The following is a 23,570-nucleotide window of genomic DNA, read 5'->3' as shown; positions in this document are numbered from 1 at the left end:
TTGGTAAAATAGTATCAATAATGTTTGTGTAGTGGAGAAAAGATATGTTAGAAAATTATAAGCCGTTAGATACAGAGCAGAAGATTTTAATTACCGGTGGGGCTGGATTTATTGGATTTCATCTGAGTAGAAAATTGTTGGAAGAAGGATGCAGTATTATCGGCTTCGATAATTTGAATGAATATTATGACGTTCAGTTGAAGTACGATCGCCTTGAGATTTTAAAAGAGTTTGAGAAGTTTCATTTTGTGAAAGGTGATTTAGCAGATAAGGAAGCTTTATGTGCTTTGTTTGAGCAGGAAAGACCGGATGTAGTAGTAAATCTTGGTGCACAGGCGGGAGTTCGTTATAGTATTGAGAATCCGGACGCGTATATGCAGTCTAATATGATAGGATTTTTTAATATTCTGGAATGTTGCCGCCATTATCCCGTAAAACATCTAGTATATGCTTCATCCAGTTCGGTATATGGTGCGAATAAGAAAGTACCTTTTTCTACGGAAGATAAGGTGGATAATCCGGTAAGTCTTTATGCTGCAACCAAGAAGTCAAATGAGCTTATGGCACATTGTTATAGCAAGCTTTATGGAATACCAACCACGGGATTGCGTTTCTTTACCGTGTATGGTCCTTATGGAAGACCGGATATGGCATATTTCTCTTTTACACAGAAGATTATGGCAGGAGAACCCATTAAGATTTTTAACAATGGTGATATGTATCGTGACTTCACCTATGTGGATGACATTGTGAAGGGAATTGAAAATATGCTCAATAATCCACCAAGAGAGAATGAGAATGGGGTTAGATACAAAATATATAATATTGGAAACAATCAACCGGAGAAATTAATGCATTTTGTAGAAACATTGGAAAAGTGTTTGGGAAAAGAAGCAAAAAAGGAATTTTATCCGATGCAGCCGGGAGATGTATATCAGACCTATGCGGATGTAACAGATCTGATAGAGGATTTTGATTTTAAGCCTAGTACTTCGATTGAAGAAGGGCTTGAAAAATTTGTAGCATGGTACAAAAGCTACTATAAATAAAAGAGGAGAATAAAGGGAATGAAAAAAAGAATTAGAAACAGTTTTTTAATCATGTTGGTAATGTCTATGTTTATTCAGGTATTTCCAATGAAAGTATTTGCAACTGAGCCAGTAGAAAATTTGGCAGAGAAGACAGGATATATGCCGCTTGAACTTGTGGAAGAGGAAATTACCGAGCAGGATTTAGAGGATGAACAGGATTTAGAGGATCAACAGTCAGTCGAGACCAAAGATTATGGTGTATTATGGTCTGATTATGAATCCAGATATTACTATAATATGTTGTCAACACAGGAAAGATTATTATATGATAGTATGTATAGTGAGTGTATGACAATTTTGACTACACAGCTGGATCTAAAAACATCTGTTGTGCAAGGGAATACATATGCTCGTACAAATCGTTTGGATTGTGCAGGAATGTCCGAGGAAGACGTGATGAAGGTGGCAAATTTATTCACGATATCAAATCCACAGTTCTATTTTTTGCGTGGAACGACAGCATTGACGGTAAAAGATTCATATGATAATATCACACACGTTGCCTTGGTGGTGTATAATGATTATATTTCCGGTGCAACACGTGCAAACTGTACATCACAGTTTGCAAATAAAGTAAATGGATGGATAAGTACGATAAATACACAACCTACTGCATATAAGAAGGCGAAGGCTGCACATGATATTGTATGTGCCAATGTTGCATATGATTATGGCGATCGGACTCCACATCAAAGTAGTGCCACAGCTGTATTTAATGGTAGCACAGTATGTGCAGGATATGCTCAGTTGTACGCTTTGTTGTGTAATGCTTCAGGAGTTCAGACAATTTGTGTAACAAGTGAAGATCATGAGTGGAATCAGGTATATTTAAGTGGCAGTTGGTATGTAGTTGACTGTACTTGGGATGATTCAGATACACCAAATTCTTGGGATTATAATTATTTTTGTAAGTCTGAGTCAGCAATAAACGAAGGATATCATGAGGTAGAAGCTTATCTGACAGCCTACAGACCAGGATGTTATTCTGACTATCTTGGTACAATTGCACAATACAATGGTAATACATTTAAGCGTGAAGAGGATGAGCAGGTAAGATGTTATGATCAAAATGGAAACTTAGTGGTGAATCAGTTTGTATTTGATGGTTCCTACACTTATTTTATGCAGGCAGATGGAACTCCGATGACAGATAGATTAACTTATCATCCGGATGGAGTACATATTATCTACTTAGATAGTAATGGACACGAAGTATTTAATGCATTCCAATATTGCCCAAGCGTAGGATATACTTGCTACTTTGATTCTCAGGGATATATCTATAAGGATGTGATTACATTCTACAATGACAAGGTATATTACTTAGATGCAACTGGTAGGATGCAGAATAGCGGATGGTTCCAGTTTGCAAACGGCATGGACTTCGGATTTGCAAATTGGGATGGAAGCCTGAATACAGGTGGTTTCTCTTATGATCCATGGGGAAGAGTAGTATTCTATCACTGGAATGGAATGGTAGCCCGCGGACTTATCACAGATGGTGTGTGGTATTATAGCATGGATACGACAGATGGACATTATTTGGGAAGTTTTCCGGTAAATTAAACAAAAAACATTTGACAATAAGGTTTCTGACGGTTAAAAATCGTTGGAAATCTTATTTTTTTGTAAGAAAATTGTAAATTTATGGAAGTTGGTTGAATGTAAAAAAAAGGAATGGTATACTAATGTAGTAATTTTTTAATAATGATATGAACCTAATAAGCGAGAGAAGGGTAGAGAAGGAAGTAAGTAAGCATGAAGAGAAGAGCAAAGAAGTTACTATCAATAATGTTGGCTGCGTTGGTTGTTACAACGACGATTCCGGTACAGTCGGTTATGGCAGCAGAACCGGAGAAAATGCAGCAAGAAGTAGGCGTAGAACCAGAGGAATCACAGCAAGAAGTGACTGTAGAATCAGAGGAAATGCAGCAAGAGTCAACTGCGGAGTTAGGGGAAATGCAACAAGAGTTGCTGGCAGAATCAGAGGAGACGCAGCAAGAGTCAATTGCGGAGCCAGAGGAAATTCAACAGGAGACAACTGTGGAGCCGGAAGTGGAACAAGAGAGTTCTGACGCAGAAGATATTTTAACAGAAGATGCTGTAATCAGTTACGTTGTAGTAACAGAATCATACATAGAATTAAATGGAACACAGAATATTTTGGTCGGACTTGGCCAGGAAGGTATGGATATTCAGAGTCCGGTGCTGAATGTAGTACGAGAGGAAGATGGAGCAGTATTTCAGATTCCGGTAAGCAGTCAGGATAGTGAAGCACTTTTATTTACCAAACAGTACATGTCGGAAGAGGAAACCGGAACTTATCGTTTGGAAAGTATTACATATATTAGTAATGGTGTAGAGGTAACAAAGAGTTTGGCTGAAGCTGGATTCGATGTTCGATATGGGGTAAATAAGGAAGTAGAGACGAATCCAGACGGTGTTATTGTGGATGAGGAAGCGGAAACAGATAGTTCAGCTGATTTTGATATTGTAACTATCGATGAAAATGGAAATACCACATCACAGGATTCCATTGAAGATGCATTGGCAGAAGCAGCGTCAGATGCGGATACACAATTAAAGAAAGATACGAAAGGCGCAAATGGCAATATAGTTGTTGTTCTTGACCCGGGACATGATAATACACATGGTGGAGCTGGTGGAAATGGGCTTCGCGAGGAAACATTGAATTTGAAGATTGCGCAGTATTGTAGAGAAGAGTTACAGCAGTACCAAGGTGTTACCGTGTATATGACAAGAGATGATAGTGGAGCTTGTCCACATCCTGGAACTACTAGTACAAACTGCAATGCAAACCGAGTGGCATTTGCGCAAAGTGTAGGGGCTAATGTTTATGTAAGTATTCATATTAACTCGACGTCTAGTTCTTCGACCAGTGCTAATGGTGCACAGGTTTATTATCCGAATAGTAATTATAGACCGGATTTGGGGGAACAAGGACGGCAACTTGCAGAGAAAATTGAGAATAAGCTGGTGGAATTGGGCTTAAACCGGCGAGGAATTACGATAAGAAATTCGGGAGATGGTACTACATATCCGGATGGTTCTTTGGCAGATTATTATGGTGTTATCCGAAGAAGCAAAGAAGCTGGAATTCCTGCTATTATTGTGGAACATGCTTTTATCAATAATAGCAATGATGTAAATAATTTCTTAAACAGCGACGATAAACTGAAAAAGTTAGGTGTGGCAGATGCAACTGCCATTGCAGAATATTTTGGATTAAGTAAGAGTAATTTAGATTTAAAGGGAATTTGTTACATATATAAAGATAACGGAATCGATATTGGCGTAGATTATAGTACGAGAGGAAGTAATATTCGATTCAAGTGGATGGCATATAATCTGGATACTCAGCAATGGGAAGGAATTTCAGATTGGTATAATGGAAACTGGGCGACATGGCAACCGAAAAAGGGAAATTACTGGTTGCAAGTTCAGGCATTAACGGATGAAGGTTATTCTGCGAGTCAGACAATCTGTTTTCATTCGGATAAAAATTATGATCCATATGCAGTAATGATATCTGGAATTTGTTATCAATATCAGGACAAAGGAGTTGATATTGGTGTTGGATATGATAGTAATGACAAGAATTTGCAATTTCAATGGCTTGCATATAATCTGGATACACAGCAATGGGAACAGATTGCGAACTGGAATGGTGGAAATTGGGCAACATGGAAGGCGAAAACCGGAAACTATTGGTTGCAGGTTCAGGTGAAAAATTCGCTTAATCAGATAGAAACTTATACAATATGTTTCAGAAACGACAGGAATTATATTACAGAGCCGTTAAGTATTGATGGAATTGCTTATGTTTTGCAAAAGGATCAGATTGATATCGGAGTAGCATACACGGGCACTGAGGCAGGAGCAGAGTTCCGTTGGATGGCATATAATCTGGATGCAGGATATTGGGCGGAAGTTAGTAGTTGGAGTGGAGCAAATTGGACAAACTGGTATCCGGAACCGGGAAATTATTGGTTGCATGTAGAAGGAAGAACTCCAAGTGGTATTGTGAAGGATTATACCGTTTGCTTCGCAGTAGGAAAAGATTATTCTAAGAAGAGTCTGGATATTACCGGTATTTGTGTAGTGGAAGAACCGATAGGTATCAATATTGGCGTTGCTTATGAGACAAAGGCATCTGGTGTGAATTTCAAATATAGCATATATGATTTGAAGAACGGAGGATGGAATGATATTTCCGGATGGACAGGAGCAAATTGGGTTACCTGGTATCCGGAAACAGGTTCCTATTGGATATATGTGCAGGCAGTAACCAATGAAGGAGTTGTTGCTGATAAATGTATTGGTTATTCCATAGATTCCAGATATGGAATCATGGGCACAAGTAATACTACAGTAGAACAGATGGTGAGGTATTATAATGCAAACCAGGCATATCCATCTTTTTATCAGTCTTCAGATGCACCTACGATAGAAGCGTTCTGTCAGATTTATATGGAGGAATGTAATGCAGAAGGAGTGCGGGCAGAAGTTGCTTTTTGCCAGGCAATGAAGGAAACCGGATTTCTTCGATTCACAGGAAGAGTACCGATTACAGCATATAATTTCGGAGGAATGGGTGCGATAGATAGTGATGAAACGGCATATGCTACATTTTCTAGTGTGCGGGAAGGAATTCGAGCTCAGGTACAGCATTTAAAGGCATATGCATCTACAGCATCATTAAATAATGCATGTGTAGATCCAAGGTTTGGGCTTGTGACAAGAGGAACCGCACCTTATGTAGAGTGGCTTGGAGTTAATGAAAATCCTTATGGAAAGGGCTGGGCGACAGCAAAGAATTATGGATATAGTATTAAGAAGGATTATATAGCAAAGTTACTTACATACTAATTATAGAGTACATAAAGAAGAGTCTCGCTTCATAGTTGTTTTGAAAATCAATTATAGAGTGGAGACTCTTTTTGAAATATGTAGTTTACAGCTTCACGGTTTCTCGTTATGATACAGTTTGATTGCGTAATGATTGGATTTCTGCTATTTGTGTTGTTTAAAAAGTATTTATTGGAAAATGGAGTAGATAGTGAACACATCATTGAGATTGCGTTGGATGGTATTGAAAATGAGGAGTTGAGAGATCCTCAAAAGTGTTATCAGCATATCAAAACTGCGTTGAAAGATGAACAGAAATATTATCTGCTTTTGGATGAAGTACAGTTTATGCCACGCTTTGAAGAAGTGCTTAACAGTCTACTCCGCATAAGTAATATTGACGTATATGTAACGGGTAGTAACTCTAAATTTTTATCAAGTGATATTGTAACGGAATTTAGAGGTAGAGGAGATGAAGTCAGAATATATCCGTTATCTTTTGCGGAATTTTATTCTGCCTATGACGGAGATTATGATGATGCTTGGAATGAATATATGATATATGGTGGACTTCCGCAGGTTGCACAATTTTCCAGTGAACGTCAGAAAGCAGAATACTTAAAAAATATTTTTGCGAATGTTTATATCAAGGATGTAGTAGAAAGAAACAAGATTCAAAACGTGGATGAGATTGGAATTTTAGTAGATATTCTTGCATCTGTCATAGGTGCACCAACAAATCCCACTAAAATTGCCAACACATTTGCCAGTGAAAGGGGAAGTAGTTACAGCAACAAAACCATATCGAATCATATTGATTATTTGGCAGAAGCATTTTTGATATCCAAAGCGAACCGGTATGATATTAAAGGCAGAAAATATGTGGGCGCAAACCTAAAGTATTATTTCATGGATGTAGGACTGAGAAATGCAAGATTGAATTTCAGACAGCAGGAGCCCACCCATATCATGGAAAACATCGTATATAATGAATTACTTGTGCGGGGGTACAATGTAGATGTTGGCGTTGTAGATGTGTATGCAAAAAACAACGAAGGAAAAAGAGTTCATAAGCAGTTGGAGGTCGATTTTGTAGTAAATCAAGGTAGCCAAAGATATTACATTCAAGTGGCATATGATATGACTTCAGAAGAAAAGCAAACACAAGAGTTTAATTCATTAAGAAATATTCCGGATTCGTTCAAGAAGATTGTTATAGTAAATGGAACAATAAGGCCGTGGAGAAATGAGGAAGGATTCGTAATCATGGGGATGAAATATTTTCTTCTTAATGCAGATAGTTTAGAATTTTAGGGAAGGAACTCATAAAAGATAAAAATCATTACAGATTTCTTCCTACAAACGCAAACTTTGATTATTTATCAGCTAAAAGTAATCATAAAAATCCAGCTTCATTTTATGAGTTACTTTTTAGAATTGTAAGATTCCAAATATCAGAGGATACCTATGAGACCGTTCTCACGAACCTTGATAAAGAACAATACTCAGCCGAAAAGTTAAAACAACTTTATGCCTCAAGATGGGGAATTGAAACATCTTTTAGAGATTTAAAATACACTATTGGAATGCTAAATTTACATTCAAAAAAGGTGATGTGTATCCAATAAGAAATCTATGCACATCTGATAATATATAACTTTGCAGAAATGATTACCTCGCACGTAGTCATTGAAAAAAAGCAAAGGAAATATACATATAAGGTCAACTTCTCAGTTGCAACACATATGTGCAGATTATTCTATCGTGAAAAAACAACATCACCTGATTTAGAAACCATTATTGCGAAGAATCTTGTTCCTATACGTCCCGAACGACATCAGAAACGAAATTAACCGTTAAGATTTTTCGTGGTTTCCAATATAGAGTAGCATAGTTTTGAGCAAGTGAATATAGTTTTTTGAGACAGATGAAAATCTGTCTATTTGTGTTGGCTCCAATATGTGAAAAAAGACCGAAGAAAAAATTCTCCAGCCTCTTTTCTAAAGAGTCGGCCTATTACCAATGCTAACTTAATGACATTGAGGGAATCCTCCTCTTTTTTTGTTTAGTACAGTTTTGTTGTGGTGACTTAATTTTACATCAAAAAGGAATAGGATTCCTTATATTTTGGACATTTTTTGAAAGTTGTTTATGACGATGACTGTGAAAACGGGGCTTGGTGGATAAAAGTACGGAAACTCAAGGGGAGAAGAACATTGCGGATTAGTATCCTGCTATGCTATAATGAAATGGTTGAAGAAATAATTATTTTATTATAATATAAATGAAAGAATGAGAAAAAATAACAGCATGAATAAATGGAGGCGCAGAATGGAGAAATTTTACTTAAAGGATATAGAATTATTAAATTACAGAAAATTTGATGATTCTAAATTTGAGTTTAATCCACAAATGAATGTATTTATTGGGAAAAATGCATCTGGAAAGACTTCAGTTTTGGAAGCTGTTACTGTAATACTTGGGGCGTATTTGGCAGCATATAAAGAGTATGTGCCGAGTAGGTTTGTTCATAATATTTCTGATAATGATGTTTTGAGAAAATCGCTTAAACCGATTAAAAGTATAGCCATGACAGCAACGGTAAAACAATTTCCTTGCATTGTAAGTGGTAAAATAGTATGGGATAAAGAAGAGATGAAATGTAAGCGAGGTTTGGAAAAAGAGGGGGGAAGAACTAAATTCATCGGAAGGAATCCCATGAGAGAAAAGGTTTTAGAATGGGAAAAGACAATAAAAATGGCTGATGGTTCGGATGAACAACAGATATATCCATTGGTATTGTATTTAAGTTCTGCGCGGTTATGGAATGAAAATAGAACGGGGGAGATAGAAAAAATTCCTAGTAGGACAGATGCGTATCAAAGATCTTTGGATAAAAAGAGAAGTAGCCAGTCTGCCTTTGAGTATATTAAATTATTAGGAAATATTGCAACTGAGGAAAATGATGGGATTCCATTGCCGGCATATGAAGTTATTATGAATGCAGTAAAGTATAGTGTTCGGGATGAATTGCAACCTGGTCAGCAAGTACTATATTCATCAAGGTATGGGGAAGTTGCTGTGAAGAATCCGGATGGTACAGTTATTGATTTTTCTGCGCTTAGTGATGGATATAGAAATGTGATTAAAATTGTAACGGATATAGCTACGAAAATGTGTATTTTAAATCCTTATTTAGGTGAGGAAACGTTAAAAAGAACACCGGGAGTAGTAGTAATTGATGAATTGGATTTAAGCTTACATCCTACGTGGCAAAAAAGAATTGTTAGAATTTTAAAAGAACTATTTCCGAAAATCCAATTTATTTGTGCGACACATTCCCCTTTTATTATTCAATCATTGGAGCCAGGCGAACTTATAGCTTTAGACACAGAGATTGAGGAGGAGTATTCAGGACAGAGTATTGAAGATATTGCAGAAGAAATTATGGATGTTCCGGTGCCTAGATATAGCGAGATGAAACAGAAAATGTATGAGGCGGCTGAGGAATACTTGAACGCTCTTAAGCAAAAGATTTCAAAAGAAGAATTACAAGAACTGAAGGATAGAATGGATTTGCTTGCTTCAGAATATAGTAGTAATCCGGCGTATTGTGCCCTTCTAAAGCAAAAGTATTTAGAAAAAAAGGTGGAGGTAGAGGGAAAGGATGCGACCAATTAATAAAGGTGAAGCACCAGAAAAAGAATTTAAGAAATATCAGGATGCGGAGGCTTACTTAGAAAATCGAATAGGAGAATATTGTTCTTTTTGTGAATTTCCGATTAAGCATGTACCTGAAGTAGAACATATAGAAGCGAAAAAAAGAGGAGGAGCTGAATTAGAATGGGAAAATTTATTATTGTCGTGCAAATATTGTAATACACGAAAGGGAACAATTGTGGGACGCGGAGAAAAAGGAAAATATTTATGGCCAGATGAGGATGATACTTTTCATGCTTTTTCCTATGATACCGATATTCCGATGTTAAGTGAAGGATACTTAAAAAGGCAGGGAGAAAATGTTAGAGAAAGAGCAGATAATTTGTTTCAACTTATAAAGCTAGATAATGTTCCAACCTCTCCTAAAAATAAAGACAGGCGTTATATGAAAAGAAACGAAGCAAGAAATTGTGCAATCGAAAGTAAGATAGGGTGGGAGAAGGTAAGCAGATTATCGGAAAGAGAAACGTATCTGAATTTAATAGTAATGCTGGCAAGGGAGACTGGTTTTTTCTCAACATGGATGAATGTATTTAAAGAGGATCAGGAAGTGAAAGAACTTTTGGTAGAGGCCTTTAAAGGAACGAAGAAAGAGTATTGCTTATAATAGAGTTTATGGATTACTAAATGGTATTATAAGCAAAAATAAATTTGGTGATTGGTGCTCTTCAAAACTGATTTGTCTATATATTCCTCGTTAATGCATTTGTAGCTTAGTGTATCTTCCTGAAATGTGTTTGAGAAGTAATTTGTCTTTTCCACTTGAATCCCTCCGTAAAAATATTGTACTGTTTCCGCAAAATAATTGTTGTTCAGATTCAATTTCTCAATATGAGTCCTTACAGATGAATAACATTTGCTTGTTTGTTGCTCTTTTAGATGGATAATACAGAATTATCCATCAAACAATAAATATAAAGAAAATTCAGCCCTCTCTAAACGAAAGACAAATCTATTTAAAGGGGGCTGAAAATTATATATGAAAATCCTTCCTCGGATGTTTCGTTGTAAGAATATCCCTTTGTTTAGACATAGCTACATGGGTATATATTTCCGTAATGTTGATTGAACTATGCCCCAACATTTCCTGAATGTAACGAATATCAACATCTGCCTCTAAAAGACTTGTTGCAAAAGTATGGCGGAACATGTGTGGAGTGATATGTAAATCTATTGCAGCAAGGGAAGTGTATTTGTTAATCATTCTGCGGACGGACTGGTCTGATAATGCTCTGCCATCCTGGTTTGCGAAGAAATGTTGACAACTTTGGATTTCAGTCTGAAAATTTTTTCGATATTCTTCTAAAATATTGGCAACATCATCATTTCCAATTTGGATTCGTCGTTCTTTGGAGCCCTTTCCATAAATTAAAATAGTTCTATCATATAAGTTCACATCGTTCATTTTCAAGGAGCAGAGTTCTGAAATTCTCATTCCTGTGGAAAAGAGTAGTTCAATTACTGCAGCATCCCTGAGAGCATTTCTTTGTTGAAAAACTGTTTTAGCATTTGTACGTTGTCTGTATATGGTAGATAAAAAAATTTCAATTGTGTGAAGTGGGATTGTTTTGGGTAAAATGACAGGTTCACGAAATTTTACTTGTATTTTGTGAAAAGGATTTGAGTCAATCAGTTCCTTATATTCAAGATAGTGGAAGAATGCTTTTAGAGAGGCAATCTTTCTTTTTACTGTTTTGGGCTTATATCTCTGATGAAGCTTTGCAATGTAGTTTTCTAATAAATCAGAGGTGATTTCTGTAATGTTAGTAGATGGAATTTGAGTATAAAATTGTTTTAAATCAATACGGTATGCTTTGAGTGTTTTATTGTCCAGTCTTTTTTGGTATTGACAATAGTCTAAATAGTTGTTTATTGGTAGCTGTAAGTTACTCATGATGAAATCTCCTTTGTCTTATGATTGTTAAAGGTATTATCGCACATATGATACATTGATGTTTATGATTAGGGAGAAAATATTGTGATGTTGCAAATCCATTTATTTACCAAAACAATGATATATGGTGGACTCCGCTCATTTTATTAAATATTTTGGGTAGATAATAATATGATTTTATGCTAAAATGGCAATGACTTATAGGCTGAAATGGAGAACCAAAATGGATAGAAATAGATTTTATATAGAGAAAATAAGATTTCATCTTACAAAAGAAAACACATTAGTAATAAGAGGCTGGTATCCTCAGAACAATCCACAGGAACGCGAGGTAAAAGTATATCTGGATGAACAGGAATTGCCTTGTGATGTAAAAATAAATTCCGGTGTCAAAGTGCGCCAGCGTTATTTGCGTTATCAGGAAAATATCAGCGAAGAGTTGACGATAGAGGTTATATTACCGGAAAATTGGCAGACGAAGAAACAGTTGTCTATTTTGGATACCAGAAAGGCAGCAAAATGGCTAATTGAGAAAGTAAGTGTTCGACAGTTAAAAAAGAAACATTTAGGTCTGGAATACTTTATTGAAACAGCAAGTGTCTCTGAAGGTGTTCTTACCCTTAGTGGTTGGGCAATTGGAGCAAAAGAAGTGTCAATTAGTATGCAAATAGATGGAAAACCGGTGAAAGATGCGATGTTAAAGAAGAACTATCGCCGAGATGTAATGGAGGTATTTGAAGAAGCTCCGGATAAGTTTGAAGCTGGATTTCAAATATCCGTTCCGGTAAAAAAGGCAAAAAAAATAGAGGTTGTATTAGAATCAGATGATAAAAAGAGTGTTTATAAAACATCAGTAGCAGCTGCTGCAAGAGGAAAGGGAAGTGCTACTGCAATAAATGCGTTTCAAAAGTTTTTTATTTATTTGAAGAAAGAAGGTTTTTCAGCAACAATCAATAGAATTCGGGTAAAGTTATTTCACAAGAAAGATACGTTTACTTATGAACGATGGTTGAAGGATAATCAGATTACCAGAGAAGAATTGGAAGAACAGAGAAAAGAAGCGTTTTCTTATACGCCGATGTTTAGCATTGTAGTTCCATTATTTAATACGAAAGAGATATATTTGAGGGCCTTAATTGAGTCTATCGAGAATCAGACATATGGAAATTGGGAATTATGTTTGGCAGATGGAACCGGAGCAAACAGCCCGTTGGAGAAAATAGTGGCAGAGTATCAGAAAAAGGGATGTAATATCCGGTATGAGATATTGCAAGAGAATAAAGGGATTTCTGAGAATACCAATGCAGCGATTCAGATGGCAACAGGAGAGTATATCGTATTAGCAGACCATGATGATATTCTGACGGAAAATGCATTGTATGAATGTGTAAAGGCAGTGAATTCAGATAAGGATATTGATGTATTGTATTCCGACGAAGATAAGATTGATATGGCGGGCAAGAAATATTTTGATCCTAATTTTAAACCTGATTTGAATATAGACTTGCTTTGTAGTATGAATTATATTTGTCATTTGTTTGTAGTGAAGAAGACGGTAATTGATAAAGTTGGGATGCTGCGCAGCGAGTTTGACGGTGCACAGGACCATGACTTTATTTTGCGTTGTGTAGAGGCTGCCTGGAAGGTGTATCATATTCCAAAGGTATTATATCACTGGAGATGTCATATTGATTCTACGGCAGCCAATCCGGAAAGTAAGCTTTATGCTTTTGAAGCAGGAAGAAAGTCTGTAGAAGAGCATTATAAGAGAATAGGCATTCCTGCAAAAGTAGAGCATAGCAGCTTCTATGGGATGTTTCGTACAAAGTATTGTTGGAAAGAGCAACCATTGATTTCCATTATTATTCCGAATAAAGACCACATAGAAGATTTGAAAAAATGCATGGATTCCATTGAACAGAAATCTAACTACCGGAATTTTGAGTTTATTGTTGTGGAGAATAATAGTACAGAAGAAGAGACTTTTCAATATTACAAAGAATTGGAACAGCGGAACAATGTCCAAGTCGTATATTATAAGGGCGGTTTCAATTTTTCTAAAATCAATAACTTCGGTGCGACATATGCAAAGGGTGAGTATCTGTTATTGTTAAATAATGATACGGAGATTATCAATCCGGAATGTCTGGAAGAATTGTTAGGTTATTGTATGCGTGAGGATGTTGGAATTGTGGGAGCAAAGCTTTGTTATGAAGATGATACCATCCAACATGCAGGAGTAGTCATTGGATTTGGCGGAATGGCAGGACATGCCTTTATTGAATCCTCAAGATTTGATACAGGATATATGGGACGTATCATGTGTGCTCAAGATTATTCCGCAGTAACGGCAGCATGTATGATGACGAAAAAGAGTGTATTTGAGGCAGTAGGCGGATTGACAGAGGAATTAGAAGTGGCATTTAATGATATTGATTACTGTCTGAAAGTGCGTGAACTTGGAAAACTCGTAGTATACAATCCGTATGCTGAGTTATATCATTATGAGTCAAAGTCCAGAGGAATGGAAGATACCCCGGAAAAGGTAGAACGGTTTAATAGTGAAGTTGCAAAGTTTTGTGAACGTTGGGAGGATATACTGAGGGAAGGGGATCCTTACTATAATCCAAATCTTACTTTGGATAAAGCAGATTTTTCATTGAGAGTATAGAAAGCCAATAATTGCATTTCAAATATAAGTTTGCTATAGTAAAGGAAACAACGTAACTGTATGGAGGTTGTCATGGCAAGAACAGTAGCAATTGGAATACAACAGTTTAACGAAATAAGAGAAAAAAATTACTTTTATGTGGATAAAACAAACTTCATTAAGGAATGGTGGGAAGGCGGGGACAGTGTGACACTGATTACCCGCCCACGTCGTTTTGGGAAAACGCTTACCATGAGTATGGTGGAACAGTTCTTCTCTGTAGATTATGCAGGAAGAAGCGATTTATTTGAAGGACTGTCCATCTGGCAGGAAGAAGAATACCGGAGTATTCAGGGAACCTATCCGGTTATAAATCTTTCTTTTGCGAATATCAAGGAGGATAGCTACATTTCTACCAGAGAAAAAATCTGCCAGCTTATCACAAATTTGTATGTAAAGTTTTCTTTTTTAAGAGATAGTGATGTTTTGACAGATAAGGACAAAGAATATTTTGACCGTATATCTGTAGATATGCGTGACAGTGATGCAACTCTTGCGCTTTATCAACTTTCGGATTTCTTATATCGTTATTATGGGAAAAAGGTCATCATCCTCCTAGATGAGTACGATACTCCTATGCAAGAAGCCTATTTGGATGGATATTGGAATGAATTGGTAGTTTTTACTAGGAGTATATTCAATGCTGCATTTAAGACGAATCCATGGCTGGAACGCGCCATTATGACCGGTATCACACGTGTCAGTAAGGAATCCATATTTTCAGACCTGAATAATCTGGAAGTGGTAACAACGACATCTGATAAATATGCCGTTTCTTTCGGATTTACAGAGGAAGAAGTATTTTCTGCCATGGAGGAAAGGGGACTCGGTGGAGAAAAGGAAAAGGTCAAGAGATGGTATGATGGTTTTATTTTTGGAAGCAATAAGGATATTTATAATCCATGGTCTATTTTGAATTTTATAGACAAAGGAAAATACACCACTTATTGGGCGAATACAAGCTCTAACAGCTTGATAGGCAAATTAATTCGGGAAGGAAATCGCAACATAAAAGAAAAATTTGAGGGACTACTACGGGATGAGGTTATAAGGACTCCTATTGATGAGCAAATTGTGTATAATCAGTTGAACGGTAACGAGCAGGCAGTTTGGAGCTTGCTTCTTGCTAGCGGCTATCTTAAGGTACTTTCTTATGAAGAATATGATAAGATTCCAGAAGGAATGCAGCCGAAATATGAACTTGCACTTACCAATCTGGAAGTGAAACTGATGTTTCAGAATATGATAAGAACCTGGTTTGCAGATGCTGAAACAGATTATAATGATTTTGTAAAGGCATTGTTATTGGGAGATACAAAGGCAATGAATGTCTATATGAACCGTGTTGCGCTGAGTACCTTTAGTTACTTTGATACTGGAAAGAGACCATTTGGGCAAGAGCCGGAACGGTTTTATCATGGATTTGTATTGGGACTTATGGTGGAACTTCAACCTAGATATGTTATATCCTCCAACCGGGAAAGCGGTTTTGGAAGATATGATGTAATGTTAGAACCTAAGAATCCTAAGGAAGATGATGCTATCATATTAGAATTTAAGGTACAGGATCCAGAGGAAGAAAGTTCTCTTAAAGATACTGTACAAAAAGCGTTGCGGCAGATTGAGGAAAAGAAATATGCGTCCTCTTTGATTGAAAAAGGAGTTGAGGAGGAACACATTCGTGCGTATGGATTTGCTTTTCAGGGAAAGAAAGTGCTGATTGGGGGGCAATAGGAAAAAATTTCCAGATTTTTAACAGAGGAATAGATTTTATGAGCGGAATAGGAAAAGAAATCAAGCGTATACGCGAGGAGGAGGGAGTATCACAGGAAAAACTGACAAGAGGATTATGCTCTCGTTCCACGTTATCTAAGTTAGAATGGGAGGAACGATATGTAGAGCAGTGGATAATAGAAGCAATTTTACAGCGTCTGGGAAAATCATCAGATAAGTTCTGGACCATTATAAATGTAAAAGATTATTACATGTTGGAAGAACGTAATAGAATCTGGGAAGATATTTTAAACAAAAAGTATGCAGAAGCTGAACGTGGACTTGAGAGTTACCGCAAACGTGTAAATATGCAGGAACCGTTACAGCATCAGTTTGTTTTAAAGTGTCAGGGAATACTGCTTGGAAAGGCAGGAAACTGGAGGCGAAGTATAGCAGTAATAACGCAGGCGATACAGACAACAGTCTGTGAATTTGAAGTTGGAAATGTGGAACATCTTTTCCTTGGAAGAGATGAGATGTTGCTAATTTTATTATTGGTAGAAGGCTATGAGCAAGTGGGGAAGAAAAGGGAAGCAAGGCAACTGGTATATGGGTTACTTAAGAATATTGAGAACAAGAACTGGGATAGCGAAGAACTAGTTAAAATTTATCCAAAAGTAGTATGGTATTGGGTGAGATTTCTAAAGGAAGAAGACAAACATGAGATGGTCATTTTCGTAGCTGGAAGAGCTGTAGAATTGTTGAAGGAAAATGAAGTTGTTTTTTTGATGTCAGATTTGATGTCCAGTATCATGTGGGGGATTAAGCGAAGAGGAGAGAAAGAGGAGCGAGAGCTTACTCGAAAGGAAAGGTATGAATATGAAAGGCTAAAGAGGCAGGTAGAGGTCTTAGAAGAAGTATGGGAAGAATATGGTACAATTCCTAGAGAAAATGTGATTTATTGTACAAATATCCAGAAAGATATCAGTGCTAGTAATGAGTTGATTCGAAAGGCTAGAAAGAACTGTGGATTTTCCCAGGAGGCATTGAGTGATGCCATTTGTACCACGGAAAATTTATCTCGAATCGAAAATGGGGGGATATCTCCGGAGGAAAAGAATTATCGTAGTCTTATGGAAAAAATGCATCAAGCAGTAGAACGTAATCGTGGAATCATCAATGTACCTGACTATAGATTGCGTGAAGAATTAAGAATGGTTTCCAAATATGCCAGTCAAATGGAATATGATAAGGCACAGAAGATATGGAGAAAATTAAGCGGAAAAATTCCCAGAAATTCTAAGGAAAACCGTCAGTGCATTTTAAGATACGATACGCTGATAAGTTATGGAAAAAAGGAAATTGGCTGGAAGGAAGCAACAAGACGATATGAGTCAGCCCTAAGAGAAACTATGCCAAGATTTAAACAGATAGATATTGCGGAGTGGCCATTAACGAGGACAGAGATATTTCTTTTGAACAATATTGCAAGTGGCTACTATAGCATGGGAAAAAGGCAGGAAGCAAAGCAAATTTTGGATAGCCTTAAGCAAGCCTTTGACAGCAGTGCGGTATCTGTTTCATGTCGGATAACAGAGTATGTGGTGTTGCTATATAACCTGGCAATGGTAGAAAAAATGGAAGGAAATATGCAAAAGGCGAAAGAATTATTTGAAGAAGGGGTGCGCCTGCAACTTCAGGCAGGAAGGCTTACCAAGGTGGCAAAACTCTTGTATAGTCTTGGTTGGGTGATGCAAGAAAAGAGAGAGGATGAAAAAGCCCGTAAACGAATAAAGCAGGCTTTTCATCTGAGTGATATTACAAATCTGCCAAATATGAATAACGATATATATAACTATTGGCAGAAAAATTGGAAGGATAGCATCCTCAACTAAAAATTATCCAAATCCCATTCCGGGTCCGTAAAGTTAAAAACGCACATAAAAATTTTCCTCCTTTGTAAAATGAATGTATCCATTATGAAAAAGAGGAACAGAAAAGCCCAGAGCATTAACAGAAAAACTTTTATCAAAAATTTTTCTGTTAAACCTCTGGACTTTTTTCGATTTTTTGTCATAATAAAAAGGTTATTGCTGTGCATACTTAGGTGTGCTAGAATAGGTAAGAATTACAAAATTTAGTAGTAAGAAGGAAGATATATGAAGATTACACCATATCGAATTAAAAAGGGATTCAAATATTTAAAGCATTATGGACCGAAGGCTTTTTGGGCACGTCTGCTTGACCGCATGGAACCGGAGGAAGTACCTTATGACCCATGGTTTGAACATTTTAAAGCAAGTGAAGAAGAATTACAAAAGCAAAAAAAGCAAGAAAAGAAATTTTCCTACAGACCCCTTATTAGTATTGTCGTGCCGACCTTTCAGACACCGGAACAATACCTGACGGAAATGTTAGAATCAGTATATCATCAGTCATATTCAAACTGGCAATTATGTATTGCAGATGCTAGTCTTTCAGAGGAAGTAAAGAGTTTTGTAGAAAAGTTTATTCAGGAAAAACAGGAGTCACGAATTATCTATAAGCATCTGGAAGAAAATCTTGGTATTGCAGAGAATACGAATGCGGGTCTTGAAATGGCAACCGGAGAATGGATTGGACTGTTAGACCATGATGATTTGTTGGCACCGGAAGCACTGTTTGAAATGGTGTCTAAGATGAATCAGGATTCAGAGTTTGAAGTGATTTATTCGGATGAAGATAAGATTACGGAAGAGAAAAAGGGAGAATGGGTCCATTCTCAGCCTCACTTTAAACCGGATTTTAGTATTGATTTGTTGCGTTCTAATAATTATATTACTCATTTTTTGTGTGTGAAACGAAATGTATTAGAGCAGATAGATGGGTTCCGGCGAGAGTTCGATGGGGCACAGGATTATGATTTTATTCTGCGCTGTACAGAAGTAGCAAAAAAAGTGGGACATGTATCCAAGGTGTTATATCATTGGAGAGTGCACAGTAGCTCCACCTCAGACAATCCGATGAGCAAAAAGTATGCTTATGATGCAGGACAGAGAGCAATTGAGGAACATTTGAAACGAATGGGGCAGCAGGGAACGGTAACTCAGAGAAAGTTTTTCGGATTTTATCAGGTAAGGTATCAGGTTCAAGGTAATCCACTTGTATCGATTCTGATTCCCAATAAAGATCAGGCGAAGACTTTAAAGAGATGCATAGATTCCATAGAGAAGTCAAGTTATCAGAATTATGAAGTAATTATTATAGAAAATAATAGTGTGGAGGAAGAAACTTTCCGGTATTATGAATCCCTTTGTGGTACGAAGTATGAGGAAAAAACAGACGGAGTGTCTTGTGAAGGAAAATTGCCAGGTGGTCAGAAAATCCAAGTTGTGACATGGAAAAAAGGATTTAATTATTCTGCAATCAATAACTTTGGGGCTTCTTTTGCGGCTGGTGAATATTTCATCTTACTTAATAATGATATTGAACTGATTACAAAGGATTGGATAGAGGAAATGCTTGGTAACTGCCAGCGTCCGGAAGTGGGAATTGTGGGAGCGCGTCTCTATTATCCGGATAATACGATTCAACATGCAGGTATTGTGGTTGGAATAGATGGAATTGCTGCAAATATGTTTCCGGGAATGAAACGTGAAAGAGAGGGTTATATGCATCGGGCAGCAACACAGTTAAATTATAGTGCGGTGACTGCAGCGTGTATGATGATAGAAAAGCGTATTTTTGATGAAGTAGGTGGATTAGATGAGGTGCTTACCGTAGCATTTAACGATTTGGACTTGTGTTTGCGTGTGGGAAAGGCTGGCTATCTGGTCGTTTACAATCCATGGGTAGAGGCATATCACTATGAATCGAAAAGTCGTGGAAAGGAAGATACAAAGGAAAAAGTACGGAGATTTGGTGACGAAATAGAATTTATTCGCACTCGTTGGATTACACTCTTAAAAGAAGGCGATCCCTATTACAATTCTAATTTTTCTTTAAAGAAGTGTAATTATGCTTTGAAACCATATAAGTAAGGAGTCAGACTTTATGAAAGAGTCATTTGTGAAAAATAGAACCGGAATTTTACTGATGTTGTTTTCATCGATTTGTGCCTGTCTGGGACAGTTGTTTTGGAAGCTGTCTGCAGAACAGGGAATCTTTATGGCGTTAGCGGGATTTGTCTTTTATGGTGCGGGAGCACTGATTATGTTGATAGCGTATCGATTTGGTAGCCTTTCCGTTTTACAGCCTATGCTGAGTATGAATTATGTTTTAAGCATTGTTTTAGGAGCATTGGTTTTACAGGAAGTAGTGACGATAAAGAAAGTTATTGGCGTTTTAGTCATTATGGCAGGAGTTATTTTGATAGGGGGAGGGGATGAGGAATGATTTATTATGCAATTTTAATCGGTGGAACGATACTTGGCGCTGTTGCTTCAATGTTTTTTAAACAGGCATCAGAAAAGGAAGAAATAATAAAGGTATTATTTGACCCGAGATTATACATTGGTGGTTTTCTATATTTAGCATCTGCGCTAGTAGATATTTATGTGTTAAGATATCTGGATTATTCTGCGGCGCTTCCATTTACAGCAATCACCTATATATGGACATTGTTGTTAGCATACTTTGTATTGAAGGAAAAAATATCGAAGAAGAAGATTATGGGAGTAGGCATGATTATATTGGGTGCAATATTAGTTATGTAAACTATAATGTGCGAAAAATAGTAAAATGTGACGAAAATGTGGAAAAACTATTGAAACAAAAAAGTAAGAGACGTATAATCTCTTTATAGATGTGTATATAAATGCCAGAAGGGTTTTTGAACTGGATTTATAGAATATAAAATACCACACAAGAGGATGGAGGAAAAAATTTATGAAGAAAAGATTAGTTACATTAGTAGCAGCTATGGTATTGACATTATCCATGGGAATGACAGCTTTTGCAGCAGAGAGTCCAGTTGTAGATGATACGCCATATCAGGAAGGATATGCAACTTCAGCAACAACAACTGTAGGAGGAGTAGCTGTAGCGTTAGATTTCACATATAATGAGATAAATATAATAGCGCAATCTACAGCAGCACAGCAGGCTGAGTTATTGAAATTTTTTGATGCGGAAAGTAAAGCAGCACAGGATGCATATGTAAAGACATTGTTTGAAACTGTAACAGGTTACACATCTAGTACAGATGCTAATAAGGCACCTTTTGTAAAGGACTTTTTTAGCTTAGAATTACCAGCAGGTACTACAATGCCGGCAGAGGGAATTGACATTACAATCGAGGCTCCTTATGCAAGTGCTGGAGATAGTGTATGGTTTTTATTACATTTAAAAGATGACGGAACATGGGAATTCATTAAGACTACAGCAGGAAACGGAACACTTACAGGAAGATTTACTTCTCTTTCTCCTGTATATGTAATCTGCGCACAGGATGCTAAGGCACCAGCAGCTGCAGGAACAACAGGAACAGCAGCAACAACAGCAACAAAGACAGCAACAACTACTACTGCACCAAAGACCGGTGAGTTCGCTGGTATCTATGTAGCAGGAATGTTTGCATTGATTAGTGCAGCAGGTATTTTGGTATATACAAAAAGACGGAAAACAGTTCGCTAGTTAATAAGGTACAAATAAAAAGTAGTTGTGTGGTAAATAAGAAAGCTGTATACTTATATAAGTATACAGCTTTTTATAGGAGGAGATTATGGATAAGAAGAAAAAAAGGAATATCATTATTTTAAGTGTATTAATATTAGTATTTGTGCTAAGCGTAGGATTTATCATAGCATATTTTGTAAAACAAAATAATGCGAAAGATGAATATGAAGAGATAAAGGAAAAGGCAAAGGTCTCTGTAGAGAAGGAAGTAAAAGATTCAGAAGAAGAGTCAGATGAACCTTATGTAAGTCCTATTGATTTTGAAGAATTATGGAAAACAAATGAAGAGATATATGCATGGATTCAGATACCGGGAACGGAGATTGATTATCCAATCGCGCAACGGGCAGATGATGATGCTTATTATTTAAATCATACTATCGAGGGAACAGAGGGACTTCCGGGATCTATTTATACAGAAGCAGTGAATAGCAAAGACTTTACAGATTTTAATACAGTAATCTATGGGCATAATATGAAAAATGGCACTATGTTTGCCGGGCTTCATAAGTATGAAGATAAAGAATTTTTGGAAGAAAATCCGTATGTTTATATTTATTTGCCAGACAGGACTTTAAAATATCAGATATTTGCGGCAGTAGTATTTGATGACCGTCATATTATGCATAGTTTTGATTATAGTACACCGGAAGGTTGTCAAAGATTTCTTGATGAAATCAAGGGCGTGCGTACTATGGAATCTGGTTTTGACGAAAACGTAGAAGTTGGAACGGATAGTAATATTATTACACTTGCAACTTGTATTGGAGGACAGCCGGATAATAGATGGCTGGTAGAGGCGGTATTAATAGAAGATGGAGCAGAATAGAGAGGGATTGACTCTTGCAGAAGTCAAAAGACGTAAGGCAAAAAGAAAGAAAAGAAAAATAATTCTTATCACGGTTTGTAGCATTGTTGCTGTATTACTTGTTGGAATTGTGGCAACTTTTATGATTCTGCGCTACAGTGGAGAAAAAAGTCTGAAGGAAAAAACGCAGAATGTGCAAGCGGATAAAGAAAATGACTATATTACCTATAAGGGGAAGAAATATCAATACAAAGAGGATATGATAAATATTCTCTGTCTCGGAATCGATATTCGTCAGGATAACTTAGATGAGTGGGCGGACGAAGACGAAAGAATTTCTGAGGGAGAAGAAATAGAAAAGAGCAGACGGGCTGGTCAGGCAGATGCAATATTTATTCTGTCGTTGGATACCAAGAACCATACGTTGGATGTAATAGCAGTTCCAAGAGATATTATGGTTCCGGTAAAGAAGTATTCTATAGCCGGGGAATATGCAGGTACAGAAAACTTGCAGATAACCCTTCAACATGCGTATGGTGATGGAAAAGAATGGAGCTGCGAATTAATGGAAGAAGCAGTATCCAATCTGTTTTATCAATTGCCAATCAATGGTTATTGCTCTATTAATATGTTGGCATTACCTATTATCAATGATGCGGTAGGTGGAGTTCAGGTACATATTGATGAAGATTTAACATTACTGAACAAGGAATTTATTGCGGGGAACGATGTCCTTTTACAGGGTGATGCAGCACTAGACTTTGTTGGGGGAAGAGATATTACGGTGGCACAAAGTAGTTTAGCACGTATCGGAAGGCAGAAGGAATATTTGATGTCTTTTGCACAGGCAGCGAAGTCCGCCATTGGAAGTGACATCACATTGCCTGTGGAACTATATCGAACGCTGAGTGAATATATGGTTACGGATATTAGCGTAGATGAAGTGACCTATTTGGCATCAGAGGCAATACAGTGTAATATTTCGGAAGATTGTCTTCATATTGTGGATGTTGATGTGCAGATGGGGGAGAAGTATGAAGAATATTATGTAAAGGAAGAAGAACTTTATCAGATGATTATTGATATTTTTTATGAAGAGGTAAAGTAAAT

Annotated in this window: 15 protein-coding genes and 2 pseudogenes; 16 read left to right on the top strand and 1 reads right to left on the bottom strand. The window is 36.9% G+C overall.

All coding sequences use genetic code 11. The annotated features are described in order from the left end of the window. The first annotated feature begins 44 nt into the window (after positions 1 to 44). From BIV20_RS13080 to BIV20_RS13055, 7 genes and pseudogenes are all read left to right on the top strand, one after another. Complete coding sequence (locus BIV20_RS13080) at positions 45 to 1,049, top strand: NAD-dependent epimerase (protein ID WP_075721224.1); 1,005 nt, start codon at positions 45 to 47, stop codon at positions 1,047 to 1,049. 18 nt (positions 1,050 to 1,067) lie between these two features. Beyond that, positions 1,068 to 2,657 carry a transglutaminase domain-containing protein gene (locus BIV20_RS13075; protein WP_075721225.1) on the top strand — a complete coding sequence of 530 codons (1,590 nt, stop codon included), beginning with the start codon at positions 1,068 to 1,070 and terminating at the stop codon, positions 2,655 to 2,657. 192 nt (positions 2,658 to 2,849) lie between these two features. After that, on the top strand, positions 2,850 to 5,981 hold the full coding sequence (locus tag BIV20_RS13070; RefSeq protein ID WP_075721226.1) for an N-acetylmuramoyl-L-alanine amidase: 3,132 nt from the start codon (positions 2,850 to 2,852) through the stop codon (positions 5,979 to 5,981). A gap of 138 nt (positions 5,982 to 6,119) precedes the next feature. Next, positions 6,120 to 7,274, top strand: a pseudogene (locus tag BIV20_RS13065) (ATP-binding protein); the annotation flags it as partial. Next, positions 7,268 to 7,549, top strand: a pseudogene (locus BIV20_RS16715) (transposase); the annotation flags it as partial. The pseudogenes BIV20_RS13065 and BIV20_RS16715, both read left to right, overlap by 7 nt. A 742-nt stretch (positions 7,550 to 8,291) precedes the next feature. Beyond that, positions 8,292 to 9,641: an AAA family ATPase gene (locus BIV20_RS13060; protein ID WP_075721228.1), complete on the top strand. Its 1,350-nt coding sequence runs from the start codon at positions 8,292 to 8,294 to the stop codon at positions 9,639 to 9,641. Beyond that, a complete protein-coding gene (locus BIV20_RS13055) occupies positions 9,628 to 10,287 on the top strand; it encodes an HNH endonuclease (protein ID WP_075721229.1) in 660 nt (219 codons plus the stop codon). Before BIV20_RS13060 ends, BIV20_RS13055 begins: the two co-directional genes overlap by 14 nt. Before the next feature lie 366 nt (positions 10,288 to 10,653). Here the strand turns inward: BIV20_RS13055 and BIV20_RS13050 are convergent, their stop codons facing one another. After that, a complete protein-coding gene (locus BIV20_RS13050) occupies positions 10,654 to 11,574 on the bottom strand; it encodes a tyrosine-type recombinase/integrase (RefSeq protein WP_075721230.1) in 921 nt (306 codons plus the stop codon). Positions 11,575 to 11,797: 223 nt separating this feature from the next. On the opposite strand from BIV20_RS13050, the gene BIV20_RS13045 reads away from it, so the two are divergent. The 9 genes from BIV20_RS13045 (at position 11,798) to BIV20_RS13005 (ending at position 23,568) form a co-directional block, all read left to right on the top strand. Continuing rightward, positions 11,798 to 14,245, top strand: a complete 2,448-nt coding sequence (locus BIV20_RS13045; RefSeq protein WP_075721231.1) for a glycosyltransferase family 2 protein — start codon at positions 11,798 to 11,800, stop codon at positions 14,243 to 14,245. A gap of 72 nt (positions 14,246 to 14,317) precedes the next feature. Next, a complete protein-coding gene (locus tag BIV20_RS13040) occupies positions 14,318 to 16,018 on the top strand; it encodes an AAA family ATPase (RefSeq protein ID WP_075721232.1) in 1,701 nt (566 codons plus the stop codon). 38 nt (positions 16,019 to 16,056) lie between these two features. After that, positions 16,057 to 17,892, top strand: a complete 1,836-nt coding sequence (locus tag BIV20_RS13035) for a helix-turn-helix domain-containing protein (RefSeq protein ID WP_075721233.1) — start codon at positions 16,057 to 16,059, stop codon at positions 17,890 to 17,892. Between the two features lie 264 nt (positions 17,893 to 18,156). Beyond that, positions 18,157 to 20,016 carry a glycosyltransferase family 2 protein gene (locus BIV20_RS13030; RefSeq protein ID WP_075721234.1) on the top strand — a complete coding sequence of 620 codons (1,860 nt, stop codon included), beginning with the start codon at positions 18,157 to 18,159 and terminating at the stop codon, positions 20,014 to 20,016. Between the two features lie 13 nt (positions 20,017 to 20,029). Then, entirely contained in the window at positions 20,030 to 20,371 is a 342-nt protein-coding gene (locus BIV20_RS13025) for an EamA family transporter (protein ID WP_075721235.1), read from the top strand. Next, a complete protein-coding gene (locus BIV20_RS13020; protein WP_075721236.1) occupies positions 20,368 to 20,691 on the top strand; it encodes an EamA family transporter in 324 nt (107 codons plus the stop codon). Before BIV20_RS13025 ends, BIV20_RS13020 begins: the two co-directional genes overlap by 4 nt. 172 nt (positions 20,692 to 20,863) lie before the next feature. Then, complete coding sequence (locus BIV20_RS13015; protein ID WP_075721237.1) at positions 20,864 to 21,610, top strand: LPXTG cell wall anchor domain-containing protein; 747 nt, start codon at positions 20,864 to 20,866, stop codon at positions 21,608 to 21,610. Between the two features lie 88 nt (positions 21,611 to 21,698). Then, positions 21,699 to 22,481, top strand: a complete 783-nt coding sequence (srtB, locus tag BIV20_RS13010; protein WP_075721238.1) for a class B sortase — start codon at positions 21,699 to 21,701, stop codon at positions 22,479 to 22,481. Continuing rightward, a complete protein-coding gene (locus BIV20_RS13005) occupies positions 22,468 to 23,568 on the top strand; it encodes an LCP family protein (RefSeq protein WP_075721239.1) in 1,101 nt (366 codons plus the stop codon). The genes srtB and BIV20_RS13005 overlap by 14 nt, the downstream gene beginning before the upstream one ends. Positions 23,569 to 23,570: the final 2 nt, after the last annotated feature.

Source organism: Roseburia sp. 499 (assembly GCF_001940225.2).
GTDB lineage: Bacteria > Bacillota > Clostridia > Lachnospirales > Lachnospiraceae > Petralouisia.
The sequence above is the reverse complement of the archived record's forward strand: the minus strand, read 5'-3'. Positions and strand labels throughout refer to the sequence as shown.

Coding starts and splice junctions, on each gene's coding strand:
- BIV20_RS13080 (WP_075721224.1), top strand. CDS start 45: ATGTTAGAAAATTATAAGCCGTTAGATACAGAGCAGAAGATTTTAATT.
- BIV20_RS13075 (WP_075721225.1), top strand. CDS start 1,068: ATGAAAAAAAGAATTAGAAACAGTTTTTTAATCATGTTGGTAATGTCT.
- BIV20_RS13070 (WP_075721226.1), top strand. CDS start 2,850: ATGAAGAGAAGAGCAAAGAAGTTACTATCAATAATGTTGGCTGCGTTG.
- BIV20_RS13060 (WP_075721228.1), top strand. CDS start 8,292: ATGGAGAAATTTTACTTAAAGGATATAGAATTATTAAATTACAGAAAA.
- BIV20_RS13055 (WP_075721229.1), top strand. CDS start 9,628: ATGCGACCAATTAATAAAGGTGAAGCACCAGAAAAAGAATTTAAGAAA.
- BIV20_RS13050 (WP_075721230.1), bottom strand. CDS start 11,574: ATGAGTAACTTACAGCTACCAATAAACAACTATTTAGACTATTGTCAA.
- BIV20_RS13045 (WP_075721231.1), top strand. CDS start 11,798: ATGGATAGAAATAGATTTTATATAGAGAAAATAAGATTTCATCTTACA.
- BIV20_RS13040 (WP_075721232.1), top strand. CDS start 14,318: ATGGCAAGAACAGTAGCAATTGGAATACAACAGTTTAACGAAATAAGA.
- BIV20_RS13035 (WP_075721233.1), top strand. CDS start 16,057: ATGAGCGGAATAGGAAAAGAAATCAAGCGTATACGCGAGGAGGAGGGA.
- BIV20_RS13030 (WP_075721234.1), top strand. CDS start 18,157: ATGAAGATTACACCATATCGAATTAAAAAGGGATTCAAATATTTAAAG.
- BIV20_RS13025 (WP_075721235.1), top strand. CDS start 20,030: ATGAAAGAGTCATTTGTGAAAAATAGAACCGGAATTTTACTGATGTTG.
- BIV20_RS13020 (WP_075721236.1), top strand. CDS start 20,368: ATGATTTATTATGCAATTTTAATCGGTGGAACGATACTTGGCGCTGTT.
- BIV20_RS13015 (WP_075721237.1), top strand. CDS start 20,864: ATGAAGAAAAGATTAGTTACATTAGTAGCAGCTATGGTATTGACATTA.
- srtB (WP_075721238.1), top strand. CDS start 21,699: ATGGATAAGAAGAAAAAAAGGAATATCATTATTTTAAGTGTATTAATA.
- BIV20_RS13005 (WP_075721239.1), top strand. CDS start 22,468: ATGGAGCAGAATAGAGAGGGATTGACTCTTGCAGAAGTCAAAAGACGT.